Origin of the sequence: Paenibacillus sp. 1182 (assembly GCF_017833915.1) — a bacterium.
GTDB classification, from domain to species: domain Bacteria; phylum Bacillota; class Bacilli; order Paenibacillales; family Paenibacillaceae; genus Paenibacillus; species Paenibacillus polymyxa_D.
This window is the reverse complement of the sequence record NZ_JAFICR010000004.1, coordinates 347,065-369,492: the sequence shown is the minus strand read 5'-3', so window position 1 is coordinate 369,492 and position 22,428 is coordinate 347,065. Positions and strand designations below refer to the sequence as shown.

General features: G+C 37.9%; 30 protein-coding genes, 31 tRNA genes and 1 pseudogene. 52 read left to right on the top strand and 10 right to left on the bottom strand.

What is annotated here, in order from left to right:
* Position 1 precedes the first annotated feature (1 nt).
* The 20 genes from JOD82_RS10565 to JOD82_RS10470 all read left to right on the top strand — a co-directional run bounded on the left by JOD82_RS10565 (position 2) and on the right by JOD82_RS10470 (position 2,503).
* Positions 2 to 78: transfer RNA gene (locus tag JOD82_RS10565), tRNA-Met, on the top strand.
* Positions 79 to 83: 5 nt separating this feature from the next.
* Positions 84 to 159 (top strand) — tRNA-Ala (locus tag JOD82_RS10560).
* 77 nt (positions 160 to 236) lie between these two features.
* Positions 237 to 311, top strand: a tRNA-Glu gene (locus JOD82_RS10555).
* Positions 312 to 455: 144 nt separating this feature from the next.
* A tRNA-Lys gene (locus JOD82_RS10550) sits at positions 456 to 530 on the top strand.
* 6 nt (positions 531 to 536) lie between these two features.
* A tRNA-Gly gene (locus tag JOD82_RS10545) sits at positions 537 to 610 on the top strand.
* A 172-nt stretch (positions 611 to 782) separates the two neighbouring features.
* Positions 783 to 859: transfer RNA gene (locus JOD82_RS10540), tRNA-Pro, on the top strand.
* Between the two features lie 3 nt (positions 860 to 862).
* Positions 863 to 943: transfer RNA gene (locus tag JOD82_RS10535), tRNA-Leu, on the top strand.
* A gap of 13 nt (positions 944 to 956) precedes the next feature.
* A tRNA-Ile gene (locus JOD82_RS10530) sits at positions 957 to 1,033 on the top strand.
* Between the two features lie 8 nt (positions 1,034 to 1,041).
* A tRNA-Asn gene (locus JOD82_RS10525) sits at positions 1,042 to 1,116 on the top strand.
* A 4-nt stretch (positions 1,117 to 1,120) separates the two neighbouring features.
* Positions 1,121 to 1,194: transfer RNA gene (locus tag JOD82_RS10520), tRNA-Trp, on the top strand.
* A gap of 34 nt (positions 1,195 to 1,228) precedes the next feature.
* Positions 1,229 to 1,585: a toprim domain-containing protein gene (locus tag JOD82_RS10515; protein WP_209948840.1), complete on the top strand. Its 357-nt coding sequence runs from the start codon at positions 1,229 to 1,231 to the stop codon at positions 1,583 to 1,585.
* Positions 1,576 to 1,650: transfer RNA gene (locus tag JOD82_RS10510), tRNA-Asp, on the top strand. Before JOD82_RS10515 ends, JOD82_RS10510 begins: the two co-directional genes overlap by 10 nt.
* A gap of 11 nt (positions 1,651 to 1,661) precedes the next feature.
* Positions 1,662 to 1,748, top strand: a tRNA-Tyr gene (locus JOD82_RS10505).
* Positions 1,749 to 1,852: 104 nt separating this feature from the next.
* Positions 1,853 to 1,925 (top strand) — tRNA-Lys (locus tag JOD82_RS10500).
* Between the two features lie 10 nt (positions 1,926 to 1,935).
* Positions 1,936 to 2,009, top strand: a tRNA-Val gene (locus tag JOD82_RS10495).
* A 6-nt stretch (positions 2,010 to 2,015) separates the two neighbouring features.
* A tRNA-Gly gene (locus JOD82_RS10490) sits at positions 2,016 to 2,089 on the top strand.
* Positions 2,090 to 2,093: 4 nt separating this feature from the next.
* Positions 2,094 to 2,169 (top strand) — tRNA-Phe (locus JOD82_RS10485).
* Between the two features lie 7 nt (positions 2,170 to 2,176).
* Positions 2,177 to 2,252, top strand: a tRNA-Thr gene (locus JOD82_RS10480).
* A 9-nt stretch (positions 2,253 to 2,261) separates the two neighbouring features.
* Positions 2,262 to 2,350, top strand: a tRNA-Tyr gene (locus tag JOD82_RS10475).
* 76 nt (positions 2,351 to 2,426) lie between these two features.
* Positions 2,427 to 2,503 (top strand) — tRNA-Glu (locus tag JOD82_RS10470).
* Between the two features lie 87 nt (positions 2,504 to 2,590).
* Here the strand turns inward: JOD82_RS10470 and JOD82_RS10465 are convergent.
* Both JOD82_RS10465 and JOD82_RS29760 read right to left on the bottom strand, forming a co-directional pair.
* Positions 2,591 to 2,842, bottom strand: a complete 252-nt coding sequence (locus JOD82_RS10465; RefSeq protein ID WP_209948838.1) for a hypothetical protein — start codon at positions 2,840 to 2,842, stop codon at positions 2,591 to 2,593.
* Positions 2,843 to 2,908: 66 nt separating this feature from the next.
* The gene (locus tag JOD82_RS29760; RefSeq protein ID WP_209948836.1) at positions 2,909 to 3,208 is read right to left on the bottom strand and encodes a GIY-YIG nuclease family protein; all 300 of its coding nucleotides are present in this window, start codon (positions 3,206 to 3,208) and stop codon (positions 2,909 to 2,911) included.
* A gap of 92 nt (positions 3,209 to 3,300) precedes the next feature.
* Here JOD82_RS29760 and JOD82_RS10455 point away from each other — a divergent pair.
* Both JOD82_RS10455 and JOD82_RS10450 read left to right on the top strand, forming a co-directional pair.
* Positions 3,301 to 3,382: transfer RNA gene (locus JOD82_RS10455), tRNA-Leu, on the top strand.
* Between the two features lie 3 nt (positions 3,383 to 3,385).
* Positions 3,386 to 3,460, top strand: a tRNA-Thr gene (locus JOD82_RS10450).
* Positions 3,461 to 3,516: 56 nt separating this feature from the next.
* On the opposite strand, the gene JOD82_RS10445 is transcribed toward JOD82_RS10450, so the two are convergent.
* Positions 3,517 to 3,801: a hypothetical protein gene (locus JOD82_RS10445; protein ID WP_209948834.1), complete on the bottom strand. Its 285-nt coding sequence runs from the start codon at positions 3,799 to 3,801 to the stop codon at positions 3,517 to 3,519.
* A gap of 153 nt (positions 3,802 to 3,954) precedes the next feature.
* Positions 3,955 to 4,257 carry a hypothetical protein gene (locus JOD82_RS10440; protein WP_209948832.1) on the bottom strand — a complete coding sequence of 101 codons (303 nt, stop codon included), beginning with the start codon at positions 4,255 to 4,257 and terminating at the stop codon, positions 3,955 to 3,957.
* Between the two features lie 89 nt (positions 4,258 to 4,346).
* On the opposite strand from JOD82_RS10440, the gene JOD82_RS10435 reads away from it, so the two are divergent.
* From JOD82_RS10435 to JOD82_RS10420, 4 genes are all read left to right on the top strand, one after another.
* A tRNA-Thr gene (locus tag JOD82_RS10435) sits at positions 4,347 to 4,421 on the top strand.
* A 424-nt stretch (positions 4,422 to 4,845) separates the two neighbouring features.
* Positions 4,846 to 4,922, top strand: a tRNA-Val gene (locus tag JOD82_RS10430).
* Positions 4,923 to 4,980: 58 nt separating this feature from the next.
* A tRNA-Arg gene (locus JOD82_RS10425) sits at positions 4,981 to 5,057 on the top strand.
* Between the two features lie 108 nt (positions 5,058 to 5,165).
* Positions 5,166 to 5,606 (top strand): reverse transcriptase-like protein, encoded by a 441-nt coding sequence (locus tag JOD82_RS10420; protein WP_209948830.1) that lies wholly within the window; start codon positions 5,166 to 5,168, stop codon positions 5,604 to 5,606.
* Positions 5,607 to 5,805: 199 nt separating this feature from the next.
* Here JOD82_RS10420 and JOD82_RS29120 read toward each other — a convergent pair whose 3' ends face one another.
* Positions 5,806 to 6,201 (bottom strand): helix-turn-helix transcriptional regulator, encoded by a 396-nt coding sequence (locus tag JOD82_RS29120; protein WP_312887689.1) that lies wholly within the window; start codon positions 6,199 to 6,201, stop codon positions 5,806 to 5,808.
* Between the two features lie 164 nt (positions 6,202 to 6,365).
* On the opposite strand from JOD82_RS29120, the gene JOD82_RS10405 reads away from it, so the two are divergent.
* The 7 genes from JOD82_RS10405 (at position 6,366) to JOD82_RS10375 (ending at position 7,327) form a co-directional block, all read left to right on the top strand.
* Positions 6,366 to 6,442: transfer RNA gene (locus JOD82_RS10405), tRNA-Ile, on the top strand.
* A gap of 111 nt (positions 6,443 to 6,553) precedes the next feature.
* Positions 6,554 to 6,643, top strand: a tRNA-Ser gene (locus tag JOD82_RS10400).
* A gap of 8 nt (positions 6,644 to 6,651) precedes the next feature.
* Positions 6,652 to 6,739, top strand: a tRNA-Ser gene (locus JOD82_RS10395).
* A 7-nt stretch (positions 6,740 to 6,746) separates the two neighbouring features.
* Positions 6,747 to 6,821, top strand: a tRNA-Leu gene (locus JOD82_RS10390).
* 3 nt (positions 6,822 to 6,824) lie between these two features.
* Positions 6,825 to 6,912, top strand: a tRNA-Ser gene (locus tag JOD82_RS10385).
* Positions 6,913 to 6,917: 5 nt separating this feature from the next.
* Positions 6,918 to 7,009 (top strand) — tRNA-Ser (locus JOD82_RS10380).
* 108 nt (positions 7,010 to 7,117) lie between these two features.
* Complete coding sequence (locus JOD82_RS10375) at positions 7,118 to 7,327, top strand: hypothetical protein (protein ID WP_209948828.1); 210 nt, start codon at positions 7,118 to 7,120, stop codon at positions 7,325 to 7,327.
* Positions 7,328 to 7,519: 192 nt separating this feature from the next.
* Here JOD82_RS10375 and JOD82_RS10370 read toward each other — a convergent pair whose 3' ends face one another.
* From JOD82_RS10370 to JOD82_RS10360, 3 genes are all read right to left on the bottom strand, one after another.
* The gene (locus JOD82_RS10370) at positions 7,520 to 7,801 is read right to left on the bottom strand and encodes a hypothetical protein (RefSeq protein ID WP_209948826.1); all 282 of its coding nucleotides are present in this window, start codon (positions 7,799 to 7,801) and stop codon (positions 7,520 to 7,522) included.
* A 1-nt stretch (position 7,802) separates the two neighbouring features.
* Positions 7,803 to 8,036, bottom strand: a complete 234-nt coding sequence (locus tag JOD82_RS10365; RefSeq protein ID WP_209948824.1) for a helix-turn-helix transcriptional regulator — start codon at positions 8,034 to 8,036, stop codon at positions 7,803 to 7,805.
* Between the two features lie 224 nt (positions 8,037 to 8,260).
* Positions 8,261 to 8,437 carry a hypothetical protein gene (locus tag JOD82_RS10360; protein ID WP_209948822.1) on the bottom strand — a complete coding sequence of 59 codons (177 nt, stop codon included), beginning with the start codon at positions 8,435 to 8,437 and terminating at the stop codon, positions 8,261 to 8,263.
* Between the two features lie 168 nt (positions 8,438 to 8,605).
* Here JOD82_RS10360 and JOD82_RS10355 point away from each other — a divergent pair.
* A tRNA-His gene (locus tag JOD82_RS10355) sits at positions 8,606 to 8,680 on the top strand.
* Positions 8,681 to 8,861: 181 nt separating this feature from the next.
* Positions 8,862 to 9,092, top strand: a complete 231-nt coding sequence (locus JOD82_RS10350; protein ID WP_209948820.1) for a hypothetical protein — start codon at positions 8,862 to 8,864, stop codon at positions 9,090 to 9,092.
* A gap of 77 nt (positions 9,093 to 9,169) precedes the next feature.
* Here JOD82_RS10350 and JOD82_RS10345 read toward each other — a convergent pair whose 3' ends face one another.
* A complete protein-coding gene (locus JOD82_RS10345) occupies positions 9,170 to 9,457 on the bottom strand; it encodes a hypothetical protein (protein ID WP_209948818.1) in 288 nt (95 codons plus the stop codon).
* Between the two features lie 580 nt (positions 9,458 to 10,037).
* Here JOD82_RS10345 and JOD82_RS10340 point away from each other — a divergent pair.
* From JOD82_RS10340 to ssb, 10 genes and pseudogenes are all read left to right on the top strand, one after another.
* The gene (locus tag JOD82_RS10340) at positions 10,038 to 10,394 is read left to right on the top strand and encodes a beta barrel domain-containing protein (RefSeq protein ID WP_209948816.1); all 357 of its coding nucleotides are present in this window, start codon (positions 10,038 to 10,040) and stop codon (positions 10,392 to 10,394) included.
* A 643-nt stretch (positions 10,395 to 11,037) separates the two neighbouring features.
* Positions 11,038 to 11,625, top strand: a complete 588-nt coding sequence (locus tag JOD82_RS29115) for a hypothetical protein (protein ID WP_245248979.1) — start codon at positions 11,038 to 11,040, stop codon at positions 11,623 to 11,625.
* Positions 11,626 to 11,674: 49 nt separating this feature from the next.
* Positions 11,675 to 12,154, top strand: coding sequence for a hypothetical protein (locus JOD82_RS10330; protein WP_209948815.1), 480 nt, complete (start codon positions 11,675 to 11,677; stop codon positions 12,152 to 12,154).
* A 267-nt stretch (positions 12,155 to 12,421) separates the two neighbouring features.
* Positions 12,422 to 12,703 carry a hypothetical protein gene (locus tag JOD82_RS10325; RefSeq protein WP_209948813.1) on the top strand — a complete coding sequence of 94 codons (282 nt, stop codon included), beginning with the start codon at positions 12,422 to 12,424 and terminating at the stop codon, positions 12,701 to 12,703.
* A gap of 79 nt (positions 12,704 to 12,782) precedes the next feature.
* Positions 12,783 to 13,076, top strand: a complete 294-nt coding sequence (locus tag JOD82_RS10320; RefSeq protein ID WP_209948811.1) for a hypothetical protein — start codon at positions 12,783 to 12,785, stop codon at positions 13,074 to 13,076.
* Between the two features lie 327 nt (positions 13,077 to 13,403).
* A complete protein-coding gene (locus tag JOD82_RS10315) occupies positions 13,404 to 14,261 on the top strand; it encodes a hypothetical protein (protein ID WP_209948809.1) in 858 nt (285 codons plus the stop codon).
* A 252-nt stretch (positions 14,262 to 14,513) separates the two neighbouring features.
* On the top strand, positions 14,514 to 14,951 hold the full coding sequence (locus tag JOD82_RS10310; protein ID WP_209948807.1) for a hypothetical protein: 438 nt from the start codon (positions 14,514 to 14,516) through the stop codon (positions 14,949 to 14,951).
* 293 nt (positions 14,952 to 15,244) lie between these two features.
* Positions 15,245 to 15,694: pseudogene (locus JOD82_RS29110) on the top strand (NucA/NucB deoxyribonuclease domain-containing protein); the annotation flags it as partial.
* The gene (locus JOD82_RS29105) at positions 15,683 to 15,940 is read left to right on the top strand and encodes an excalibur calcium-binding domain-containing protein (RefSeq protein ID WP_245249018.1); all 258 of its coding nucleotides are present in this window, start codon (positions 15,683 to 15,685) and stop codon (positions 15,938 to 15,940) included. The pseudogene JOD82_RS29110 and the gene JOD82_RS29105, both read left to right, overlap by 12 nt.
* Before the next feature lie 1,551 nt (positions 15,941 to 17,491).
* Complete coding sequence (gene ssb / locus JOD82_RS10300) at positions 17,492 to 17,968, top strand: single-stranded DNA-binding protein (RefSeq protein ID WP_209948805.1); 477 nt, start codon at positions 17,492 to 17,494, stop codon at positions 17,966 to 17,968.
* A 440-nt stretch (positions 17,969 to 18,408) separates the two neighbouring features.
* On the opposite strand, the gene JOD82_RS10295 is transcribed toward ssb, so the two are convergent.
* The gene (locus JOD82_RS10295; protein ID WP_209948803.1) at positions 18,409 to 19,218 is read right to left on the bottom strand and encodes a type II toxin-antitoxin system SpoIISA family toxin; all 810 of its coding nucleotides are present in this window, start codon (positions 19,216 to 19,218) and stop codon (positions 18,409 to 18,411) included.
* Between the two features lie 275 nt (positions 19,219 to 19,493).
* On the opposite strand from JOD82_RS10295, the gene JOD82_RS10290 reads away from it, so the two are divergent.
* The 7 genes from JOD82_RS10290 (at position 19,494) to JOD82_RS10260 (ending at position 22,403) form a co-directional block, all read left to right on the top strand.
* Positions 19,494 to 20,216 (top strand): hypothetical protein, encoded by a 723-nt coding sequence (locus tag JOD82_RS10290; protein WP_209948801.1) that lies wholly within the window; start codon positions 19,494 to 19,496, stop codon positions 20,214 to 20,216.
* Positions 20,217 to 20,421: 205 nt separating this feature from the next.
* Positions 20,422 to 20,628 (top strand): hypothetical protein, encoded by a 207-nt coding sequence (locus JOD82_RS10285; protein WP_209948799.1) that lies wholly within the window; start codon positions 20,422 to 20,424, stop codon positions 20,626 to 20,628.
* Between the two features lie 71 nt (positions 20,629 to 20,699).
* Positions 20,700 to 21,080: a BC1872 family protein gene (locus tag JOD82_RS10280; RefSeq protein WP_245248978.1), complete on the top strand. Its 381-nt coding sequence runs from the start codon at positions 20,700 to 20,702 to the stop codon at positions 21,078 to 21,080.
* Between the two features lie 2 nt (positions 21,081 to 21,082).
* Complete coding sequence (locus JOD82_RS10275) at positions 21,083 to 21,250, top strand: hypothetical protein (RefSeq protein WP_209948795.1); 168 nt, start codon at positions 21,083 to 21,085, stop codon at positions 21,248 to 21,250.
* A gap of 110 nt (positions 21,251 to 21,360) precedes the next feature.
* Positions 21,361 to 21,807 carry a BC1872 family protein gene (locus JOD82_RS10270; protein WP_209948793.1) on the top strand — a complete coding sequence of 149 codons (447 nt, stop codon included), beginning with the start codon at positions 21,361 to 21,363 and terminating at the stop codon, positions 21,805 to 21,807.
* Positions 21,776 to 22,033 (top strand): hypothetical protein, encoded by a 258-nt coding sequence (locus JOD82_RS10265; protein WP_209948791.1) that lies wholly within the window; start codon positions 21,776 to 21,778, stop codon positions 22,031 to 22,033. Before JOD82_RS10270 ends, JOD82_RS10265 begins: the two co-directional genes overlap by 32 nt.
* A gap of 4 nt (positions 22,034 to 22,037) precedes the next feature.
* Complete coding sequence (locus tag JOD82_RS10260; RefSeq protein ID WP_209948789.1) at positions 22,038 to 22,403, top strand: hypothetical protein; 366 nt, start codon at positions 22,038 to 22,040, stop codon at positions 22,401 to 22,403.
* Positions 22,404 to 22,428 lie beyond the last annotated feature (25 nt).

Genomic DNA, 22,428 nt, shown 5'->3' with positions numbered 1-22,428 from the left:
TTGCGGAGTGGAGCAGTCTGGTAGCTCGCTTGGCTCATAACCAAGAGATCAAGGGTTCAAATCCCTTCCCCGCAACCAAATATGGGATCGTAGCGCAAGTGGTAGAGCAACGGCTTTGCAAGTCGAAGGTTGGAGGTTCAAGTCCTCTCGGTTCCACCAAAACAAATCACGAAAGGAAGGTGGAGTTCATGACAGAGTTTGGCGAGGAAAAGTTTGATGAAACATGTAATTAACATGACGTGGTGGTGAAATTGGAATAACACACCGCACTTTCACTGCGGGATTTGCGAGTTCGAGCCTCGTCCACGTCATATTCTACTCAGTTCGCTCAATGGGAAGAGCAGCGGTATTGTAAACAGAAGGTTTTGGGTTCAAGTCCCTATCGATCATAGAAACAAACCAATAAAGCGAAGAGAAGGTGGAAAAGTGAAGGGCTGTAAATCAGACAAACGTAAGTCCTCGTAGCTCAACGGTAGAGCAAGGAGCTTTTAACTCCGGGGTTACAGGTTCAAATCCTGTCGGGGACACCAATTTATGCGGATGTAGTTTAAGGGTAGAATGCTTGCCTTCCAAGCAAGTCGTGAGGGTTCGATTCCCTTCATCCGCTCCAAGATACTTAGATTAACTAATGAAAGAGGTGAGAATAATATGCGACAGCATGGACGACAGTGTAACTCAGTTTTAATTGATCTCCCGTAGCATATTGATAATGCATCTGGCTTTGAACCAGAGGAACACAGTTCAATTCTGTGCGGGAGTGCCATGAAAAAGTTTCGAATTATCTGGACTTAGCTCAGTTTGGTAGAGCACATGCTTTGGATGCATGGGGTCGTTGGTTCAAATCCAGCAGTTCAGACCATATGCCTGTATGGTGGAATGGCAGACACGCTCCGCTTAGAACGGGGTGCGGTAACGCGTGGGGGTTCAAGTCCCTCTACAGGTATCTATAAAAATATGCTGTTATAGCTCAGTTGGTTAGAGTACCCGTCTGATGAGCGGGAGGTCAGTGGTTCAAATCCATTTAACAGCACCAAACCATGATGACATGTAGCTGAGAGGTACAGCAACCGACTGTTAATCGGAAGATCGTAGGTTCGATCCCTACCATGTCAGCCAATATGGGGGAATAGTTTAATGGTAGAACAGCGGCTTCCAACCCCGCTGGCGTGGGTTCAATTCCTGCTTCCCCTGCCAATCAAAACATAGAAGGGATTGATTGTAATGAAATATGGGATTTGTAGTTGAAGGATTGAACGATGAAAAGAACTTGAAGCAAGCAATGCCAAGTGCTTATTGTGTAGTAACAAACGGAACTCGAATGAATAACCGAGTAAAGATGGATCTTCGAAAAGCATTAGAAGAATGTGATGTCGTGTATTTACTAACGGATCCTGATGAAGCAGGAGATATCCTTGCACAAATGGTATGGCGGCAATGCCCTTCCTTGGAAAGAGTTTACCTCGATCAATCTCAATGTCTATCGTATCGATATGACCGTTTGAAAGTTGGCGTAGAGCATTGTGAGGTCGATTACTTGAGAAATGTTCTAAGCAAATACGTGAATGAACTGGATCTGGTTTTGTAGCTCAATTTGGTTAGAGCACTCCGTTGTCAGCGGAAAGGTTGCGAGTTCAAGTCTCGTCGAAACCGTCAAAATATATGGGGAAACGCCGAAGTTGGAGAGTCGGGGCAGACTGTAAATCTGCTGTCGCAAGGCTGAGCGGGTTCAAATCCCTCTTTCCCCACCAAAAAAATATTCAAAATATGAACCTTGTAACAAAAATCAAATGAAATCAGAAAAGGAAGTGCTCACGGTGAAGTCCGATAAATGCGGTAAACAAAGTCTACTTACACCCTTGTAATTCAATGGTTAGAATAACCGCCTTTTAAGCGGTAGGTTGCAGGTTCGAGTCCTGTCGAGGGTATTCATCTTATGCTTGCTTAGCTCAGTAGTGAAGAGCGTTTGCCTTACAAGCAAAAGGTCACTGGTTCGAATCCAGTAGCGAGCATCTTATGCGGGTGTAGTTTAACGGTAGAATGTCTGCCTTCCAAGCAGACGGTACGGGTTCGATTCCCGTGGCTCGCTCCAAAATGGACAGGTAGCTCAGTAGGTAGAGCATCGGACTGAAAATCCGAGTGTCGGCGGTTCAATCCCGCCTCTGTCCACCATAACTATGCCGCTATAGCTTAATCGGTAGAGCAATCGCTTCGTAAGCGAGAGGTTGGGGGTTCAAGTCCTCTTAGCGGCTCCAAAATCGTATGGGAGTATAGAACGTAATGGGTAGCGTCCCTGGTTGTAACCCAGGCATGCGAAAGCATCTTGGAGGTTCAAGTCCTTCTGCTCCCACCATAATTATTTTATGAAAGGAAGTGATTTCGTGCGAGAGAGCGATGAGGTACGAGAGGTAATAAATTCAACTTAATGAGGCGTGGTGGTGAAAGGGAATAACACACTGCACTTTCAATGCAGGATTTGCGAGTTCGAGTCTCGTCCACGTCACCAATCTTATTCCAGATCGAATCAGTGCTTATCGTATCGTTATGATAGGTTGAAAGTAAGCGTAGAGCATGACTTCAAATTTAGTTAAAGTTAAAAATCAAACTCTAAATTTTGAGGCACTTTATCATATTCTAAACGATATTGTGAGAGTTTCTTTTCGCGATAGCGAGGGAGTAATTCCAAAATGACAAATTCTAATTCTTCAGTAGTTAATGTATTCAAAATACTTTTTGTACCTCTTTCAAATACATCGGTTGAAAAGTGATGGTTTACTTGTTTATACAGATTGTGATAGATATATGACCCATTTCTTGTTTCATCTAATCTTAAAAAAGAAACCATACGATGAACTTCACATTTAAACCGTTTCGTAGTGAAAGAAGAAAAATCAGATTGACGCATATCGTCTTAAAAAAAAGACGTGGATACGACATGCCATCCTTTCGATTTATAGAATTTGTGCGCCTCATGTTCATACTTTAAGAAATCATTTTTTGACATGGAAGAGTCCAATTGCTTTAAAACGATGTATTTTGTGTTTTTATCAAGGTACAACTTGCTTCTATGAGGATCGTAGAAAAAGTTAGGGATTTTGTCTACATGTTCAGCCCATCGAACAGAAAAAGAAACCATAGTCTGACCAACATAGACGAGATTTAGTTTTTTATTGATAATCGCGTAAATTCCACAACCAGCATTTTTATGCATAGGGATCTCTCCTACAGCAAGGAAGATTATTGGAGGTAGTCTCCAAAATATTAAAACTTAATGACGAACAAATACTATTTTTTCAAATTTATGCGGGTATGCTGGAATGGCAGACACGGTGGATTTAAGACCCACTGCGAAAGCGTACAGGTTCAAGTCCTGTTACCCGCACCATATGCTGGCTTAGTTCAGAGGAAGAACGCCTGCCTTGTAAGCAGGATGTCGGGGGTTCGAATCCCTCAGCCAGCACCAGTTATTTATATTTAAGCTTTTAGGTTGCTCGCTTGAAAGCAGTTTGTCATATCAACTTAATTATCAATCATAATGGATAGAATTTGTTCTGCCGTGTATGTAGTTCCGTGAGTATACCGTCTTAAAACGTTTAAGAGAATCGCTCTTCCATGAATGCGACTTTGCTTCGCATCCAGCGTGTTTAAAACAATGCGATCCATCTCTTTGGATAACTCTTCATTGATTGCTTTTATGAACGCTGTATTTGTTGGATAATCGGGAACTCCTTTCGGGAAAGAATGGAAAGCATCATATTTAAGCCACCGTTCGAGCATCAATTTAGCTTTTTCGTATTCGATCATATGTTCACCAAGTTTCAATTTAATATATTTATATGCTATTACGTGAAGGATAATATATCAACCTTTTTGTATGTGGGTATGATAATGAGCTATACCAGCAGACTTTCAAAGAAAAAAAAGAAAAATGCCTGGCGTACTTCACCAGGCGTCAATCTAATTAAATTGCATAAAGGAATATAATCTTGGCTCTTCATCGATGTCCAATTCTTCAAGCAAAATTTCTTTAACCTGTATAAATTTCTTTTTAAGGTCTTCATTCGAAAGGCTTTTAATGTTTGAAAGATCTCCATGAGGTGGACATTCTTCATTAGCTATGGTTTTTCCTACGATGGCATAGATCGCATCACATGGGTGTAATACGTCAAATTTAAGATCAGGTTTATTGTATAACTCAAGATACTTTTCATAGCTAATGGGAACTCCGACAATTGCAACGCTATATCTTTGTATGGTCATGATATACAGCCTCCGAATATATAGTTTTTGTATAAACAACGGTTAGTCTTTTGTACAAAATTAATACCAATAAGAATATTCATTGATATGCTGGCTTAGTTCAGAGGAAGAACGCCTGCCTTGTAAGCAGGATGTCGGGGGTTCAATTCCCTCAGCCAGCACCATCTTTAAGACATCAAGAAGCTAAAATTAAAAAATAAAGAAGGACTATTCAACTATAGTTGAAATCGTAACAAGTTCAGCACTATTGCTCCAAAACGTGTTGACTTCTTTAAAATTGACTTTCTTTACATTGTTTCTTGAACGAACAATATAGCTAAACAATCGATCATTTGTATCACTTTTTTGAATGATTTTATAGTTTGCTAATTGATGATTAAGGATACGTTGCACGTCCTCTTCAACTGTATTATGTTCTTATAAATGATGCGTGGAAAAATCCATAGACCAAAATAAGCATGATATACACTTCAAAAGGAATAACTTAAAAAAATTTTATCATGTTACCCGCTCCTTATTTAAAAAGAGAAAGTTTATATTAATATCATAATTTTAATATTGACTATAGTCAAGTTTATTGGTTATTTTGCTCGCTTAGCTCAGTTGTAGAGAGCGTTCGGTTTACACCCGAAAGGTCATGGGTTCGAGTCCCTTAGCGAGTACCATGATGCGGTCTTGGTATATGGGTTGTGCCGTAGCCTTCCAAGCTACTGAAACGGGTATGTCCTCGTAGCTCAGTTGGATAGAGCATGGAGCTTCTACCTCCAGTGTCAGGGGTTCGAATCCCTTCGAGGACGCCAATATAGCGATAACAAATGTGCGTAAGATTTCATAAGTCTGACTTTCGAAGGTTCAAGCCCTACTATCGCGAATGAATATAAAATCTATGTTTAAGGTGGGTGAGAGAGGTGACTACATTCAAAGTTTATACTGATGCTTCCTCGCGCTATAAAGCGATTGTGGAGGATGTAGGGAGTGAAAGGGGACTACGAAAAGTCTACCCCTCATCGATCGGTGCAGTTATCAAAGATGGGGAACAAGTTGTAGGGGCGATATCCGAGAGAATTGGATTTTCGGACTCAAACTATGCTGAGTTTTTGGCTATGTATACAGCTTGCAGATATTTGATTGATCATAATATTTCAAAGGTTGATTTCTATGCGGACTGTTTGAACCTTGTCATGATGGTGAATCAGCAAATCATTAGTGGAATTCCTGAACTGCGTAAATTGTCTTATGCCATCTTGGATTGCTTAAATCAAATTGAGAATTACACCATTACATGGATCCCAAGAAACAGCAACAAGGAAGCTCACCATATGGCATCTCAAGCTTTTAAAGTCAGCTAACTTTCAGTCTATTATCCATAAAAAAATAAGAGCCGTTGAGGGTTTCCCAATCCTCAACGGCATAGGGGGAACATTGTTTATAAATAAACAACTTCCACCACAACCAAAGTGATTATAGCATGAAAAGAGAAGACGAACAAGCAAGATGCATTATGGAAAACGCAAACGAGGAAAGACCTTTTTCTCATTAAAGTGTCTACTATGACTTTTTGATTTGCTCAATAATCTCGGTGGGGATTTTTTCTAAGTAAGCAAGAGTCCGAAACTCAATGGGATCTATGTGAAGAACACTTGAAATAGCGATATTGATCTTGTCTCCAGCAGGTTCTATATTTCCGTTTTGAAGTTTGCTGAGATAGGAACGATTTGTTTTTACATCCAGTTTTCTAAGTGCAACTTCTATCTCCGTTAAACTCATGCCTGAACGTTTAATAGCTGATTTAAGCATTCTGGAGTAAGGGGTTTCTGTCGTATCATCTAACTCTACACCTTTCAAAAGATAATCGGTCGATACGTTCAGAACGTCTGAAATTCTGATGATCAAGTTCATGTTAGGAGATATGTTCCCTGATTCAATGTCTTGGTATTCTTCGATTGAAATATCTAATTGGTTCGCAAAATCTTGTATGGTAATGGATAAATGGCATTCGTTTGTATTTTAAACGATCATGAAACATTTTTTCACCTCAAGCTTATTATACAGGTTGATAAGGTGTTTCAAAGACTTCCTTAAAGTCGCTTTGTAGGATAGATTTATTTGCTGTTATAGCTCAGTTGGTTAGAGCGCTCGTCTGATAAACGGGAGGTCAATGGTTCAAATCCATTTAACAGCACCACCATATGTGGGATATGCAACTGGTGTGCCAGAGTCGCACTCTGAGTAGGGTTTGATTCCCTTTAATCATGATGACGGGTAGGTTCAATTCCTACATCCCACAAACGTATATGGAGTCATGGCTGAATGGCTAAAGCACGGTCTTGCTAAGACCGCGAAGGGTTAAAACCCTATGCAGGTTCGTGTCCTGTTGACTCCGCCATTTTTTATGGATCGTTGGCAGAGAGGCTTAATGCATCATCTTGGAAAGGTCACGGGTGTAAAAGCCCCGTAGGTTCGAATCCTACACGATCCGCCACAAATATCTGGACTTAACTCAGTTTGGGAGAGTACGTGTCTAAGACGCTGGGTCGTTGGTTCGAATCCAACAGTTCAGACCAATTGGAGAGTTGACAGAGAGGCTTAATGTACCAGTTTCGAAAACTGGAGGGTGTAACAGCTCCAAGGGTTCAAATCCCTTACTCTCCACCAACTTTGGAAGTATGTCCGAATGGTAAGGGGACGCTCTTGAAAAGCGTTTAAGGCGGTGCGATCCGCTGTGGGGGTTCAAGTCCCTCTACTTCCGCCATATACAGAATGAAAGGGGTGATATCCTTTGGACTTCATCGATGAACACGCATGGTGCAGAGGTGTCACCATAACCCTACACCTCAAATAAAAATAAGAGGTGATATATATGATGTATGTACAATGTAATTTAATGAGTCATGGTTTAGTGGATGTGAGATGGTTGCCCGAGAAATTTGCGAAGATTGGTCAATCCATCGTCGTAAAGGAAACCGGAAGGGCATGGGTTGTACAAGATACGTACAGCAAAGCAAATGAAAAGCAAGTCATTCAAATGCGTGATCTCCACAAGCATCACAGAAAAGGAACGGATATTTAAGTTATCTTGTTAGAGGTGTTATCCTCTAACCTATATAGGGTAGTATGTAAAACAACGTATCAAGGCTTGTTTGCGAGGGTTCGATTTCTACTTTACCTGGCAATGCTCTTTTAGTTGGATCACTGCTTATAAAGGAGGAGAGTCTATTCAATATTAGACTCTCTTCACATCTCTAAAGAAATATTAATTACTTTAGGATAATCTCTTTCTTTCAATGAAAAGAAACACAATGTAAAAAATTAATACACCAGCAAAAAGAATACTAACCCCATCCTTGTAGGTGGAAAAACTGAGATGGAAGAGCGTATCAACAATATTAATAGCAGCATATCCTACTAACAGAAGCGCAAAAGACAAATTTAAGGGGTTAAACATAATGCTCCTTCCTCTTTCATCCCTACCTTCACGTAATTGAAACATACTATTTATTAGAACTATACCGAATATTATGAACGAAAGTATCGCTGTTAACATGTTATTCATCCTCCTCATTATCTGATGGCTGGAATTGAAAAACCTCTTGGAGTTCTCGTTCAAACACATGAGCTATTGCAAATGCAAGTTCTAAAGACGGGATAAACTTATTGTTTTCAATGGCTGCTATGGTTTGTCTTGTGACTCCAAGCTTTTCGGCTAATTCGCTTTGCGACCACCTTCGTTCAGCTCTCAATATATAGACCTGATTGCTAACTTCACCAAAATAATGCATGTCATTCCCTCCTCTTGTTTTAATGTACACTAAACTTAACCGAATGTAAAGTACACTTCACATTATGTTTTCTTTAATTAACATTCAGAATCGATGGATGTTTGATTTCGGGAGTTAAGTAACTATTATCGAACATTAAAATGGAGGTCGCAATGAAGAGTGGATTCCTCTGCCATAAAATAAAAAAGCCAGCAAAGAATGCGGCTTTTCGGCGAAATGCTTTTTTAAACCCAATAGCGAAGCCATGTATTGAAACTTGTATCCGTTTGAGACTCTTTATGAAATAATTCAGGCTCGGTAGGATAGGGTAATGGCTTATACTCTAATTGCAGATACGTTTGTAGTCCATCGTCTGATACATCCCACAATCGAGTTTCATTGTGTTTTGTAGCCATGGGCATGACAAGACCTCCTTTGATTCGAATAGAAAGTAACTTTCTATATATAATAGATGGAAGTCATCAAACTATAAGAGAAAACAAGATGAATATGTAGTGAGCCGAGTTAGGAATTCTTTTTCTCATGCCGGCTTCTAATGAAGTAAAGATTTGATCATGCTTAACCTTATGGTGGTGGTAGCTCAATGGATAGAGTGCTGGACTGTGAATCCAGCGATGCGAGTTCGAACCTCGTTCATCACCCCAATCATTTATCAGATGTATTTAAAACTCATGCCCCATGGTGGGCCTGATAGAACCTCCCTTATTTAGCGTGGGGTTATTCAATTTTCCTCGTTGTTATCGTTATAGATTTGCAGATACTTATTGTTTATAATAAATTATTACCGAAATAAAAAAGGTGAATTTTAGGGGAGGCCGAGAATTGATGGGACTTAATAAAATTAATTGGATTAATTTTATGATTAAAATGTCGACTGCTTGGATTACGCTGAGTGTTTTAATCGTAATGTGTGTTATTTTAAATAATGTGTCATTAAGTGGTTTTTCATGGAGTGTCGTTTTTGCAATGGCTGTTTTGTCTTCTGTTTCTCTTTTGTACGGTATTTGGAATATCTATAAGGTTCTCTTTATTGATCCGTTTCATATAGCAAATTAAAGGTGCATTCTAAAACGGAATATATCCATAAAGATTAACTAATAGAAAAGACCTGGTGAGCACTCACCAGGTCTTTTTTATGCATAGGAATTCTTAACATTATGAATAATCCACATCACAAAGAAAGTGAGCAATTGAAGAATGATCGATATAAAAGCATATAAGATCGGCAGCGAAGACAAATGCACATACTCTATCGTTATCGCTAATGCTAACAAAGAAAGAATTAAAGCAGATGCCGGGATGTATTTCAGCAATACTTTGGAGAATTCATCCTTACAATTTTGGGCTTTGGTTTCTAACCTGTCAGTCAGAATGCCAAGGAATATAACAACAACTAACAAACACATAATAAAAGCAGTCACCTGTAAGCCTCCTAAAAGTAATAATCGATAATTAACTTGTTCAGAGTTTAAGGATTGGGGAGTTGAAGTTTTAAGGAGTAGGATAGTATAGGAGGTGTATTCAGGATAAATAAGAAAAACTAAAGTGAAGAGAACTGATCAGAGATAAGAGAAAGAAATGAAGACTTTGTGGATAGATATATATTACCACTTTTCTAATCTTAATGAAAGGAGGTAGAACGTATGGCAATAATCAGAAAGAAAAAAACGCTAAAAAACATAGATATTAAACAAACATTAGAATTTTTAAAGTTAGACTCCAAAGTCAAAAAACAATTGAAGAGTTAGAGAGATGATTAAGTTGAAGAAGAATTTTTTCTATTTTTATATGAAAAAATTCCAAGAAATCTAAGTAATGTTAGTGGTATACACCAACTTTTTTGTCTTTAAATCTCTCATTGTCACTACGAAGAATTTTTAAAACGAAATGAATACTTAGTAGTAAATATACGCTTTAGGAATGCATTGTAAACATATAATACATAATTAGTATTTAAAATAGGATGATAGAAATATCAACTTAAAAAGGAGAGAATCAAAGATGAAGCAATACCAATTTAAAAAAGAACAAAAGGTCTACTTAACATTAGGCGTTAACCGAAGCAGGGATAATAAAAAGGAATATATCGAAGGTGTAGTAACAAAGCTGGGGAGAAAATATGTGACAGTTAAAATAGGATACAGTGAATATCAGTTTGATCTTACCAACCGATTAAAACAAAAAACTGAATATGCACAAGATTACTATTTATACGAAACCTTAGAGGATCTTATAGACGAAAAAGAAAGAGATAAATTGGAAGCCGAACTTGCCTCCTATTTTAGTAGCACATATCATTTTGAGGGTAAATTAACTCTCGATCAGATGCAGCGCATTAAAGAAATTATCAGTGAATAAAAGATTTTTTCATAAGGATGTATAGAAAAGAGTTGGTGATGTTGCTTCCAACTCTTTTTCAGTCTCTTTTTTTTTTACATTGCCTATTGTCTTTATAGAGTGATAAAATAAATAGAGTGATTTGTGGTAAAAATTAGGCGCTTTATAATTGCGTTACAAAGTATATAATACGATAGTTTCAATGAAAAAGGATGATAGAATAATCGATTTGAGTTCATTGGCATGCATATGTGGTCAAAGCGAAAGGTGGAATTCCCTTGGAAAAAATATGTGGTTTGTGTTCGCAAGAGGCAGGGATGATTATCAAGGATCGTATTGAACTTGCTCTTTCACGTGTACCCCACGTTATCTACAAGTGTCCCATATGTGAAAAGAACCATTCACTTCATTGGATACCTGGAGACCTGAAGAGAAAAACGGTTCAAGTAATATCTTCAAATCAAGCTAAAAGTGTGAATGGAAAAAAGAGAACAAGAGAAGAACAGTTAACTTTGTTCTAAAAAGGAAACTTAGATTTTGATTATACATCGAGAAGGTTGAGTAAGAAGATTACATGTTTGAATGCATGTCATATGCATTTTTAAAAGTAATCTAACTTAACGCCGCAGGCTCAAAACGAAGCCAGGTATAAGGAGAAATTGATATGGGAAATTGGGATAGTTATGACGGTTTGGATTACTGTAATTGTGGAGCATCTATGCCCTACGGTGCTGGATTTTGTTCAGACACGTGTTACTTGGCAAGTCTCAATGAGGAACAGAGGGTTAAGGAGCGGTTAAGACGTAACCTCAAGCAAGCTCAAAAAGATCAAATCCGCGAAGCTCAAAAAATCCGCATTATGGATCGGGTCTTATCGCACAACTCAAGTTATAAGCTGCCTGGAGATGTAGTACGCTTTTACTTCACGAACAATATAGGTCGTGACTTTCTTGGCTTGTACCAAAAAGGGAAACGTTTTTGTTTTGGAAGGGTAGCGTATTTCAATTCCAGTCAGGGTGTTTCCAATTGTGATCATTATGAAAATCCATTGGCTTTTGAATCTTTTTTGTGCGGCAAAGGATACAAGTGTGAACATAAAATTTGGGATGACCAAGGTAACGAAGTAAGCTATTTTGATTTTGAGCAGTTAATATTTAGAAGCCTTTGGGATGATGAACAAAATGTAGTAGCTCATAACATACCTGTTTACAACGGGCACATGCAACTGTACAGATACGCAGGAGGTTTGTAAGTGACTGTCATTGGAGTCAACAAGAATCGTGAAGATAAGGAGCAAATAGATGAAAAACTATCATATGATCGCACGTGATGATATCGAGGGAATTATTCATAATTTAGAGAACGAACGCATTGAACTGAATGATCAAATGATTAAGGCACAAGAAAAGAATCTTGGTGATTTAGTAGCACTATATCGAGGACAATATTTTGCGACAGGAAAGGCTGTAGAAAAACTAAATGTACTGTTAGAGATCCCTTTTGAAGATGTAGTAATAGGAGTACAAATAGGGGTTGTTGATTGCAAAACAGTCGTAAAACAACTCGATTTAGTAAAAGAATTGAACTCAGAGCCGTTAGCATTAACATTTGCTGAGATTCTGGTGGCTTCATGGCAAGGTGATATAATTGATAGTCCTCAATTTCATGAATTCGAGAAGCTGCAACATCAAATTCTCAAAGGTGAAAAAGAGGCTTGGGCTTTGTCTTTAGCTTATGGTATATCAATTGAACTAAGCAAGAAAATTATACACTCATGGTAAGAACAAATAGGAATAATCAAATGACTAATAGAATAAACATGCTTTTTAATTAATAGTTTTCTTCCTCAAGAGGTCAATTCTTTGAATTGGCTTCTTTCGATTATAAGAACAAAGCATATAATTAAAAGATTATTCAAATAGTGTGGAGTCGATTGATTCGGTAATTTGTAGCTGTTGAGTGTGACTGTTTCTTCTGGAAACAAGTCATACATCTCAATCAGGGTCGAGAAAACAAAGTTCTTAAACAATGATGAAAGAAGTGATTTTGTGGATCATGAGATTATTATCTTAAACGCTTGGACAACTACAGACGGTGAATCTGGGTACGGAGAAGTCTTCACAGATGAAACCGAAGCAATGCGGGATGCGAATTTACGAGGAAGTGAGCTTATCAGTGGGTACACGATCAGTGGAGGAGTGGATATACGAGATCAGGTAGAAGACCTATTTGAGGATTTCTATCGGAACAAAGAAGATATGAATGCGATCCTGGTCGAAGGAGGTTTAGTTGATTTTGTTAATGATCTTAGCACGGATTATTTCATTTGAAACTTCGCCTATTAAATACGTGATATAACATATTGTATTACCCCTACCATATTAGAACTTGATAAAAGGTGGAAAAAGCATGAATAATGATTTAAATGAAACATTTATTGAAATGGTGGATACAAGAGTGATACTGGATAGAGAAGATCATCTTGTCTGTATCGTTCCAAATCATGAATTTACTTTAAAAAGACATCAAGACGTGCCGTATTTAACTCTTCAGGATATTTCAACTCAATTAGAAGTTCGATTTCCAATGGGGTTTTTCATTGTTGATGTTTGGTGCGAGCTTGGGCTTAGTGGAACCATTTATCGGTATAATTCATTTAACAAGATATGGCGAGAGCATGGTACGATTAAAGGATATGCTTAATTGAATAGGGTTTAAAAGGAGTCCATCATGATGGACTCTTTTTTTATTGAACTAACTTAGCTTTACTATAAGATTAATCGATTTTGCTCTATTGTCCAGTTGTCTACATACAAATTGCCTTTTTGAGAATATAAGTTCAAAAACATAACAGTCGAAATGGACCACGATGAAAACAAAAAAATACTGTTAAAAGAAACATTATTAGTACGATAAGCTGTGATTTTCGCGTTAATAGGCTATGAATATGAACAACCATAACGCGATACAATATGGAGTTAATAAAGATCAGTTTACATCAAAATGTAAGTTATATTAGGAGGAATTTTTATGAAAACAGTCGAACAGCGTAACGAAGGAAATCTTGAGGGCACCACTCTCAACATGATATTGACGAAGGTGTTTAATTGGGCTTATGAGAATGATCCTATTTTGTACAAAAACTTGGATTTTCATTTTAAAGCACATCAATGCCGAAGCGCTTTAAGTGAGGAAGAAATGCGAGAAGTGTTTCTTTTAAAACTTGTCAGCAAAGACGATGTTCTTAAACTTTTATCTAAGGCGATTACTCTGTCCGACTTTCATGACACGAATAAATTCAGTTGGGTATTCGGGAATAGCTTGTCGTATAAAGAAGCTGGAAGCGAGGAATGGAAAGATTCTTATCGTGATGTTATCTCACAAATTCAAACGCAATTTGGTTTATTGCGAGATAAAGGATTTGATTCCTGGCATAAGTCTACAGATCTGAAAAAGCACAAACATTTCAGATTTTGGATAAACAAATTTCTTGAAGACGATCAATTGTATTTTTTAAGATTTTTTGTTCAACACACTGGCAATGTTCAATCATTTGATACTTTATATGTGGGGACAAATGAAAGTGAATCTTACCACGCTATTATTCAATATATCTTGGAACAAAATATTTGTCCTGATCCACATCATAAAGAGCTTCAAGTTCCTGATTTCGTTAATCCAGATCTCTATAACCCACGATCTATTCAATCATCGGGAAGATTTGGAGGGTTTCACTATTTAGTTTATTTAACGGCAGCCGAACTTCAGGAGATTTATGAGACGTCTCTGTTAAACGAGCAATTTAAGGATATGGAGAAATCGATGTGGAGCTATATCAATGCTTCAAGCACGGATAAAGAAACGCGCTTTTTCTTATTCCTAACCTAAGATATTCTCAGGGTTTCCACTTCCTAAGATCGACACAGAATACTAAATGGAAGTTTACTTTTAATTGGAATGGAGAAAGTGAATATAACAAAAGAAGAAGTAAAAAAGAGATTAAATTATTGTCAAAAGGGAAATGTTGACCGGAAAACTTGGGAAGATTGATACCGTACATGTTTCTGGATGCGAAAACTGGAAACGTGATTGGAAATTAATTTAATATACCTACTTTCATTAAGAATAGGAGAAGTGAAAATGAAATATGAAAACTTTACGATATCAGTTGTTGAACGTCCAGACAGTAAGCAACATGGAGGTTATAAGTATTTAATTAAGGCATGGGGGTCAGTAATAGGTTACACCGCATTTAAAACTGAAAATGGCTATCATCAATGGCTGAAACGCTCTAATCTTAAATTAGTCCATACGGAAGATATACCTGACACACCTTATGGGCTTATTCAGATATTTCATGCCATAGGAACAATTGAAGAAAAATTGTTTTGGAGTCTTTCGGAAATTTCTGCCGATGCCGTAAAGTATAAAGATTTTAGTAATGGCAGTTTAGTTGACTGTTACCATCTGAAAACAGAATCGGGGTCAATAGTATTCCATCCTAACTCCAACGCAAAGGAAGTTTATAATCCTATGCCGATAAACGAGCATATAGCATACCTAAAAATTAATGGCTAATTATAGATAAAACTTTGATTCAACTTATATTAAATTCGATTTAGGGGCGAAGAGTATGGAAAGAAAGTGAACTTAGATATATAACAATATGACAAATATGGGAAGGTAAAACACAATTCAAGATCCGTCAACGTTGAAAGAGTTTTTCAAATAATAAATGTTGATTATAAGATTCTTGGCAATGGAGAAGGTATGCCTTGATTGAACACTTTAAATTGCAGATATGTATTAGGAGGATGTATTCATTGTTAAGATCCATTTTTAAAATAGGTTCTTTCGTAGGAATCATTCTTATGATTGCTATTCTAAGTGTGGGTTGCTCAAATACAGCTATAAGCACTCAAGAAAAATTTCAGGAAGATACTCAGAAAACCACGAGTACCTCTGCCGTACAACCTACGAAAGCGAGTACGCATAATTCCGATTATGATGTGCTTGTTGAGTTCCCAACAAACAAATATCCTGAAACGGCACAACATATCCAGAATGCAATCCGTAATGGAAAATCGTCTGTATGCACGATCGATCGTCACGGCGCAGCAGCCAATAGGGAGAAGTCGTTAGCAGGTGTTCCGACAAAGAAGGGGTTTGATCGAGATGAATGGCCGATGGCGATGTGTGCAGAAGGAGGTGAAGGAGCGAATATAGAATATATTACACCTTCAGATAACCGTGGAGCTGGATCCTGGGTTGGAAATAAACTGCATGACTATAAAGACGGTACTCGGGTCATGTTTGTTGTACCTGGTGGAAAAGAGCTGCTCCTTACAAAGGAACAAACACCTAAGGTGCCTTCTGAATCTTCGAAATCTTCGGTTCCAAACAACTCGTCAAAGCATGATACACAAAAGGCTAAGGCTACAGACAACGTGTCTTATACGAACTGTTCCGCTGTAAAAAAGGCAGGTTTAGCGCCTTTACATCGTGGTGAACCAGGATATAGTAAAAAGCTGGATCGTGATGGGGATGGCGTTGCTTGTGAATTATAAAATCTAAAAATATAAAAGTTCATTTCAATACGATATAATCGTAAAAGGCTATCCCGTCTGCGGACAGTCTTTTTTTTGCGGTTTGACCTTGAATTTTGGAATTTACTAATGTTTATAGCGAAGGCTTATAGTGAACTTCAAATTCAAATTTGCGTGTTTTGTGCAACTTTCGAAAGTTTTTTCACTATATATAGGTATATGTATTCCGAAAGTTGAATTCGTCTCAACAATTCATGAAGAATACCTTTGTTATTAGTTAAGTTTGCCGCTACAAGTGCAATCGGATCCCTGGGTGTTTGAAAATAAAAAGCCCCTTACGATGCACCGTAAGAAGGCTTGAGACACCAGCAGGGTTGGGGAGAAATCCCCTTCCTTGCTCCTTATTATATCCTTTTCAAACATTGGTGCAAATCTTTTCACAATATCAAAACCACTGGAGTTCCAAGTGTAGGAGTTCTTGATCTCATAAAATGGATATGCTAACATAAGAATAGAAAAAGGGAACGGTCGCCGCCGATCCCTTGCACGATTAACCGCTATAAGAGCGGTCGGCAGTGGCTTTGGGATTAACGAGATAGACCGTAAACCTTAGCAGAGGGGAGGTCTATTTTCGTTATAGGTGTGATAATGAACGCCCTCCATGTTACAAAGTTTTTATTGTTTTTTGATTTCGTAACATGGATATGATAAAACAATAATTAAATCATTAACTATTGCAAACTATAACTTACAAAAAAGGACCAAGCACGGTTCCCGCCGTCTTGTCTTGAGGTAACAATGCGGTTCCAGCCGCATCCACAAATCCTATTTCAAATCATTTTCTTGAGAATCCATCGTTTTCCCAGCGGTGGATTCTCGCCCTTATAGCAACATTCCGAAGCATACGTAAATATATATGCCATACTAATATGTATATTTAGTTTATCATGTACGGTACTTTGATTACTCTTGATTTCGTAAAATGGATATGATATTATAATGAGTGAATCATCAACATTAGCGTGTCTTTAACTTTTTTTAAGCAATGTATAATCCGATATTTTGTATGTACTTGTGATAGATGAACCATAATAGGACGGTAAAAGGATTGCCAAACTTTGGTCGGTTGGGGCGTCCTTTTACTATTTTACAAGGGTTATAATTGTTTAATTAACGCTAATACCCAATTAATAGCTGTAAATACGACGATAAAAATACTGGTTACGATAGAAACTCGTCAAATATTTACCGATTTTAGATTTAAAGAAGAGAACCTCATTGAGTATAAGAGGAGGAATCTCTTCTTTTTTGCTTTAACCGTTCTTTTTTATAGCTCACGATTGTACGTGTGTATTTTGATATGGCTGAGTGGATCAGGGACAGTGTATAAGAAGCAGGCATGCGTAATTTAAGCCCTGAAAAGAGGGATTCTACATATAGCAGTTAGTATTCAAACGATATAGAGCAAATATATTTTTTATTTTTTTTATAACAAGGATTTGAATAGCATATAAGAAGACATCAATAGATAATCAAGGAGTTTATCCAACACATATTAGGGAGGAATTTTAAATGTTAAATCGAGTAATCTTAATCGGTCGTTTGACCAAAGAGCCAGAGCTGCGCTATACACCATCAGGTGTGGCTGTTACCCAGTTTACCCTGGCGGTAGACCGTCCGTTTACAAGTCAAGGCGGCGAACGGGAAGCAGATTTCTTGCCCATTGTCACATGGAGACAATTGGCAGAAACTGTGGCAAACTACACTCATAAAGGCAACCTCGTTGCTGTAGAAGGACGTGTACAGGTACGTAATTATGAGAACAATGAGGGAAAACGTGTATACGTGACTGAAATTGTTGCTGATAATGTACGCTTTTTGGAAGGCAAGCGGAATTCAGAGGGAGGAAATTCAGCCCAAGGATCGAGTAATTCAAGTAATTCAAGTTACTCAAACAACAATAACAATTCCAGTTCGCGACAAAATCAAGATCCATTCCCTGAAGACGGTAAGCCGATCGAGATCTCAGATGATGACTTGCCGTTTTAAATGTCGAGCAGACGTACGCAAGAAGAGCCTACTTTATCTAAAGTAGGCTCTTCTTTATTTTCGCTTATTTAATAAGTCTAATGCTTTCTTGTTCTGATTCATCAAATCGCTGATGCCCCAATCCATGACTTTGGTCTTAGGCTTAAGATTTGTTTTGATTTTAGGAGTAAGCTTTTTCTTGATGATCTTCACCTTCCTTCTCGCTTTTTACTATCTTAGTCGAGAGGAAGTAAAGTTAGACTTCACATCATGAAAATTTATCGATTCTTCAAGATTTTTAAAGCCTGTTGATTATCTTGGATTAACTGTTTTAAACCCATATGAGAATGAACTGTAGTTTTGGGGCGATCCTTAATTGTTTGTTGCCTAATATGATTTCGAACGCTCGTTTTTAATTTCATTACCATAGTTATCACCTCAATATACATAATTATACCACATTATGACTCGGCAAACCATTCGAAGACTGTCAATAAATTAACAATGTGATACGCATCAATAGCATTGATCACCGATTCTTGTGCGTTTCCTTGAAGGGTTACAATATAACTAAACCGATTTCCAAAGAAAGGAACACCAACAATTTCTTGTTCTTTGATGACAGATACATTCGCGTTTGCCAAGGTATCAGCTAAATCTACCTTTTCTTTATCCGTTATGTTGATGCAATGAAATCGCTCAATTTGGACGAGTGATCCTTTAATATTCTGCTTGCGAACCTCAATATCTTCCTTGTAAGTAAACTGTGTAATGGATAATTTAAAATGAAAAGTATCTGTATACAGCCTTAGATAATCTTTCAACTGCATCATATACGGATCCCACTCAACGAAGTCGTCCGTATCCAATTCTTCAAAATGATTGCTCGTAAACTGAACAACATCCGTGAATTGCTCCGTTTTATGAAAGCTTTGTAGAATGGTTTTTTGGTTATCCTTTATGGTCTTTTCGATCTCTATGTCATTCTTCTTAAATTCCGCATTGCCAATTTTCAATATACTTGGAGTCTCTAATACCGCTAAGTCAATAAAAATGGCAATACTCGCAAACTGAACAGCCGTCCCCCAGTCTTTTAAATGAATATGACCTGCCAGTATCATGCCTCCGTACATCAAAATGAATAGGCTATACGATGTTTTACGAATGTTAATCAGATTATTTGCATACCAGACAGGGTTTGCCCAATGACTTATGCTTGCTAAGCCCACGATCGCAAAAAATCCAATAACTAACCAGCCAAAATAATACATTACGATCCTCCTCAAATTTTTAGAAGTTCTAAATCCTTTTTATTTTGTATCCATTTATCATATTCATATCTTGCTATTTACATAGCAAACATAGAGCTATTTTACCATAATTGCTCAGAGGCAGATTTGAAGATTATGTCATAAATATTCGAATCATATGAATGATTCGCCCAAGGTTTACATAACGAATATTTTTACACTCTATAAACCAATTGCTTATAGTCAATAAATATAATAAAATGACTATAACAAAAAATGAATTAGGAGTGAGAGTCATGTGTTCAAAATTGAAATCACTAATCATATGTATCACTTTATCGCTTTTAACTTTCGCTTTATCTGGGTGTACTCCTGAAGTTGTTCCTGTAGATGTAACGGTTCCCGTTATGAAAAAACTTTCTGGTGACAAAATGACCTTCACTCATGAACTCAATGGAAACACGATTACGACTTCATACGACTTGGGCGGATATAAATTGGAGAATTGGAGAATTACCGACTCGAAATCGATCAACATTTCCGTTGGAGTCAAGAAAAAGAACACAGGTTCAGAAATTTTAGTCGAACATGTTCATGCAGATGTCTCTATTAAGTCTACCGATCCTCAGCTCAATGGATTAACACAGGATACGATGGACAATTCTTATCATGGCACATCACAAGACGGCTTTTTCATTAATGAAAAATACTCTTATGCGAACATTTTTGCGATCGAAGGATTTTCAAAGGATATCATTGATGGTTGGATGTTTTATCAGGGTGATTATGGAAATGGTCAGATGCTAACGAAAAGACTTACGGAAAATACACTATTGGAATCTGGGACTTACGGGAGCCAGATTACGGTAGTCTACAACTTGCTGGTGAAAAACCCCGGAGATGATAAATATCATATTGAAAGCTTGGAAGATCGCATCCTTATTCCGACTGCGGCTGTTATTCAAGCAAGCAAAGAACAAGAAGCCTCAGAGCATGCCAAAACAAAAACTCAAAACTGACCGACAGGATCTTTCCTATTTTTAATTTAGACCTTACCATCCAGATCCCCATTCAGACTGAATTCCCCAACACCTAATGGACAAAGAACTTCTTCTTTTTAGCAGAAGTTCTTTCTTTGATTATCAATACACACATAAAAACATAAAATAAATGATTTTAAAAGTAAGGTGTTTGCTAAAAACAAATTTCAAGGAGGATCTGTTTATGTTGAAAGGATGTATTATCGCGAATATCGAGGAGAAGGAGCTTCTCGAAAGTTTGGGTGTCATTGTAGGAGCCTATAACGACAGTACAAAGGAATTTCAAAATTGCCTTGTTTCGGATGAAGCAATGGACAAGTTAGATGACCACTGGGGTACGTTTTGGTGGTCATTAGAACAGATCGACGAAGTTAACTCTGAATTTATCTGAAGGAATTTTGTCAAATATTTTTTAATAATAAACAAAACTGAAAAATACAAAGAAGGTGAGCGTGAATGCTTATGACTAAGGATGAAGTTATTTGCAAGTGGAACGGGATGAGTGCTCTTGAACGAAATGTTTGGGTAGCTACGGCTGTAATGGGATATAAGCCAGATCGAGTCCGACCAGGGATGATCATCGATAGTAATGGGTATTCAACTGCTGCAAGTAATTACTCTGAAGATTTCGCCGCAGCAGGGGAAGTATTCGAGAAGATCAAGAACTATGGCGCTTGGATTGAAGTTGCTTGGAACCCACGCAAACAACATTACCGAGGATTTATAGGAGCGAAAAACGTTATCGAACTAAAAAGTAGCTGTGACATACCAGGACGAACGGCACCTGAAGCCATTTGTTTACCAGCTCTAATTTCTATATTAACTGAAGAACAGGAGATATGAGGATGAATAAACCAATCAAAATTACACCTTGGGTGTGCGACAACTGCGATAACAAATGGGTAGACAACAATTTTGTTACTTGGGAGGAATGTCCTGAATGTGGTGGTGCTGCACTTCATGGATCTATTAGAGACTTGGAAGATGGCGACGAGTGGTATACGGAAGATTAGATAACTCTTTCGAAAAATGTAAGTGTAACTTATTAAATTTTAGAAAGTATGAAGACTGGCATCTCATATGTTTACGAAACAAGAAGGAAAAGAAAAGGGGAATCAGTTAAATGAAGCGTGATGCAATAATAACAAAATGGAATAGTATGAGTCCGCGTAAACGTGATGATTGGGTAGCCGAGAAAGTTATGGGGCTTGAATTGAGTGATAACATGCTTGCAGCATACCCAAAATACAGACTTCCAGATTATCCTGACTACTTTAGGGATGTACCTAACTACTCCACTGACATTGCCGCAGCATGGGATGTGATTCAGAAGATGAAGGACAAAGGGTTCTCTTTTACTCTCGGTGAAGCATCCGAGAAAAGTGGATCTGTCATTCTTGGTGAAGCAAATTTAGGAGACCAAATGTGTAATTTTCATATCGTAACTAAGAACATATTCATCCATGTGTTTAAAGAAACGATGCCTGAAGCCATCTGTTTAGCAGCTCTAATAGCTCAAGGAGAGGGGATAGAGGAATATGGGCGACTTCATTCAAAACAAAAAAGTTAAAACACGTAAAGAGCACCGATGCGAAGGATGTACTCAGAATTTCCCTGTTGATACTACAATGGTTTACGTTTCAGGTATGTGGCAAGGAGACTGGCAATCTTATTATCTTTGTAGTCCTTGCGATGAGTTTATAGCGAATGATGATAGCGTAAGAGAAACTGTATGTGAAGAAGGTTTTACGCTCGGAGATATAGGCGCATGGCGAAAAGAAGCGGTGAGGGGATAGAGGGATGAATAATAGATGGCGGCAGATTAAAAGGCTCCCGATTCCAGTCTCGAAATACTTCGACCTTTACTTCAATGAGCAGCCAGATCCACCATGTCCAGTGTGTGGCGGCAAGGTGTGGCATCGTCATTATTATGATGAACATGTCGGCATGGTTGAGACGGTGGATGAATGCACTGAATGTAACTATTACGAAACTGAATCGTACGGGGACACACGTCTTGAAGTGGGTAAATGGTCAGCAGTTTACAATTATACAACCTCTGATAAAGAGATAAGCCAGATTCGGAGCGAATTCGTCCGGCAACAGATCATTGAAAAGGAACGGCGCAAAACCGAGAGACGAAAATACTACCGCAAACGCGGGTAATACAGCCCCTAAAGGGCAAGGAGAG

Bases quoted from the DNA above. Each gene is read 5' to 3' on its own strand.
- JOD82_RS29760 (WP_209948836.1), bottom strand. From the start codon at position 3,208: ATGCATAAAAATGCTGGTTGTGGAATTTACGCGATTATCAATAAAAAA.
- JOD82_RS10310 (WP_209948807.1), top strand. From the start codon at position 14,514: ATGAAATATGAAAACTTTACGATATCAGTTGTTGAACGTCCAGACAGT.
- JOD82_RS10285 (WP_209948799.1), top strand. From the start codon at position 20,422: ATGTTGAAAGGATGTATTATCGCGAATATCGAGGAGAAGGAGCTTCTC.
- JOD82_RS10295 (WP_209948803.1), bottom strand. From the start codon at position 19,218: ATGTATTATTTTGGCTGGTTAGTTATTGGATTTTTTGCGATCGTGGGC.
- JOD82_RS10290 (WP_209948801.1), top strand. From the start codon at position 19,494: ATGTGTTCAAAATTGAAATCACTAATCATATGTATCACTTTATCGCTT.
- JOD82_RS29115 (WP_245248979.1), top strand. From the start codon at position 11,038: ATGGGAAATTGGGATAGTTATGACGGTTTGGATTACTGTAATTGTGGA.
- JOD82_RS10260 (WP_209948789.1), top strand. From the start codon at position 22,038: ATGAATAATAGATGGCGGCAGATTAAAAGGCTCCCGATTCCAGTCTCG.
- JOD82_RS10370 (WP_209948826.1), bottom strand. From the start codon at position 7,801: ATGTTAACAGCGATACTTTCGTTCATAATATTCGGTATAGTTCTAATA.
- JOD82_RS10350 (WP_209948820.1), top strand. From the start codon at position 8,862: ATGGGACTTAATAAAATTAATTGGATTAATTTTATGATTAAAATGTCG.
- JOD82_RS10375 (WP_209948828.1), top strand. From the start codon at position 7,118: ATGATGTATGTACAATGTAATTTAATGAGTCATGGTTTAGTGGATGTG.
- ssb (WP_209948805.1), top strand. From the start codon at position 17,492: ATGTTAAATCGAGTAATCTTAATCGGTCGTTTGACCAAAGAGCCAGAG.
- JOD82_RS10365 (WP_209948824.1), bottom strand. From the start codon at position 8,036: ATGCATTATTTTGGTGAAGTTAGCAATCAGGTCTATATATTGAGAGCT.
- JOD82_RS10330 (WP_209948815.1), top strand. From the start codon at position 11,675: ATGAAAAACTATCATATGATCGCACGTGATGATATCGAGGGAATTATT.
- JOD82_RS10515 (WP_209948840.1), top strand. From the start codon at position 1,229: ATGGGATTTGTAGTTGAAGGATTGAACGATGAAAAGAACTTGAAGCAA.
- JOD82_RS10280 (WP_245248978.1), top strand. From the start codon at position 20,700: ATGACTAAGGATGAAGTTATTTGCAAGTGGAACGGGATGAGTGCTCTT.
- JOD82_RS10270 (WP_209948793.1), top strand. From the start codon at position 21,361: ATGAAGCGTGATGCAATAATAACAAAATGGAATAGTATGAGTCCGCGT.
- JOD82_RS10465 (WP_209948838.1), bottom strand. From the start codon at position 2,842: ATGGTTTCTTTTTTAAGATTAGATGAAACAAGAAATGGGTCATATATC.
- JOD82_RS10360 (WP_209948822.1), bottom strand. From the start codon at position 8,437: ATGCCCATGGCTACAAAACACAATGAAACTCGATTGTGGGATGTATCA.
- JOD82_RS29105 (WP_245249018.1), top strand. From the start codon at position 15,683: ATGTTTGTTGTACCTGGTGGAAAAGAGCTGCTCCTTACAAAGGAACAA.
- JOD82_RS10265 (WP_209948791.1), top strand. From the start codon at position 21,776: ATGGGCGACTTCATTCAAAACAAAAAAGTTAAAACACGTAAAGAGCAC.
- JOD82_RS10340 (WP_209948816.1), top strand. From the start codon at position 10,038: ATGAAGCAATACCAATTTAAAAAAGAACAAAAGGTCTACTTAACATTA.
- JOD82_RS10315 (WP_209948809.1), top strand. From the start codon at position 13,404: ATGAAAACAGTCGAACAGCGTAACGAAGGAAATCTTGAGGGCACCACT.
- JOD82_RS10275 (WP_209948795.1), top strand. From the start codon at position 21,083: ATGAATAAACCAATCAAAATTACACCTTGGGTGTGCGACAACTGCGAT.
- JOD82_RS10320 (WP_209948811.1), top strand. From the start codon at position 12,783: ATGAATAATGATTTAAATGAAACATTTATTGAAATGGTGGATACAAGA.
- JOD82_RS10440 (WP_209948832.1), bottom strand. From the start codon at position 4,257: ATGACCATACAAAGATATAGCGTTGCAATTGTCGGAGTTCCCATTAGC.
- JOD82_RS10445 (WP_209948834.1), bottom strand. From the start codon at position 3,801: ATGATCGAATACGAAAAAGCTAAATTGATGCTCGAACGGTGGCTTAAA.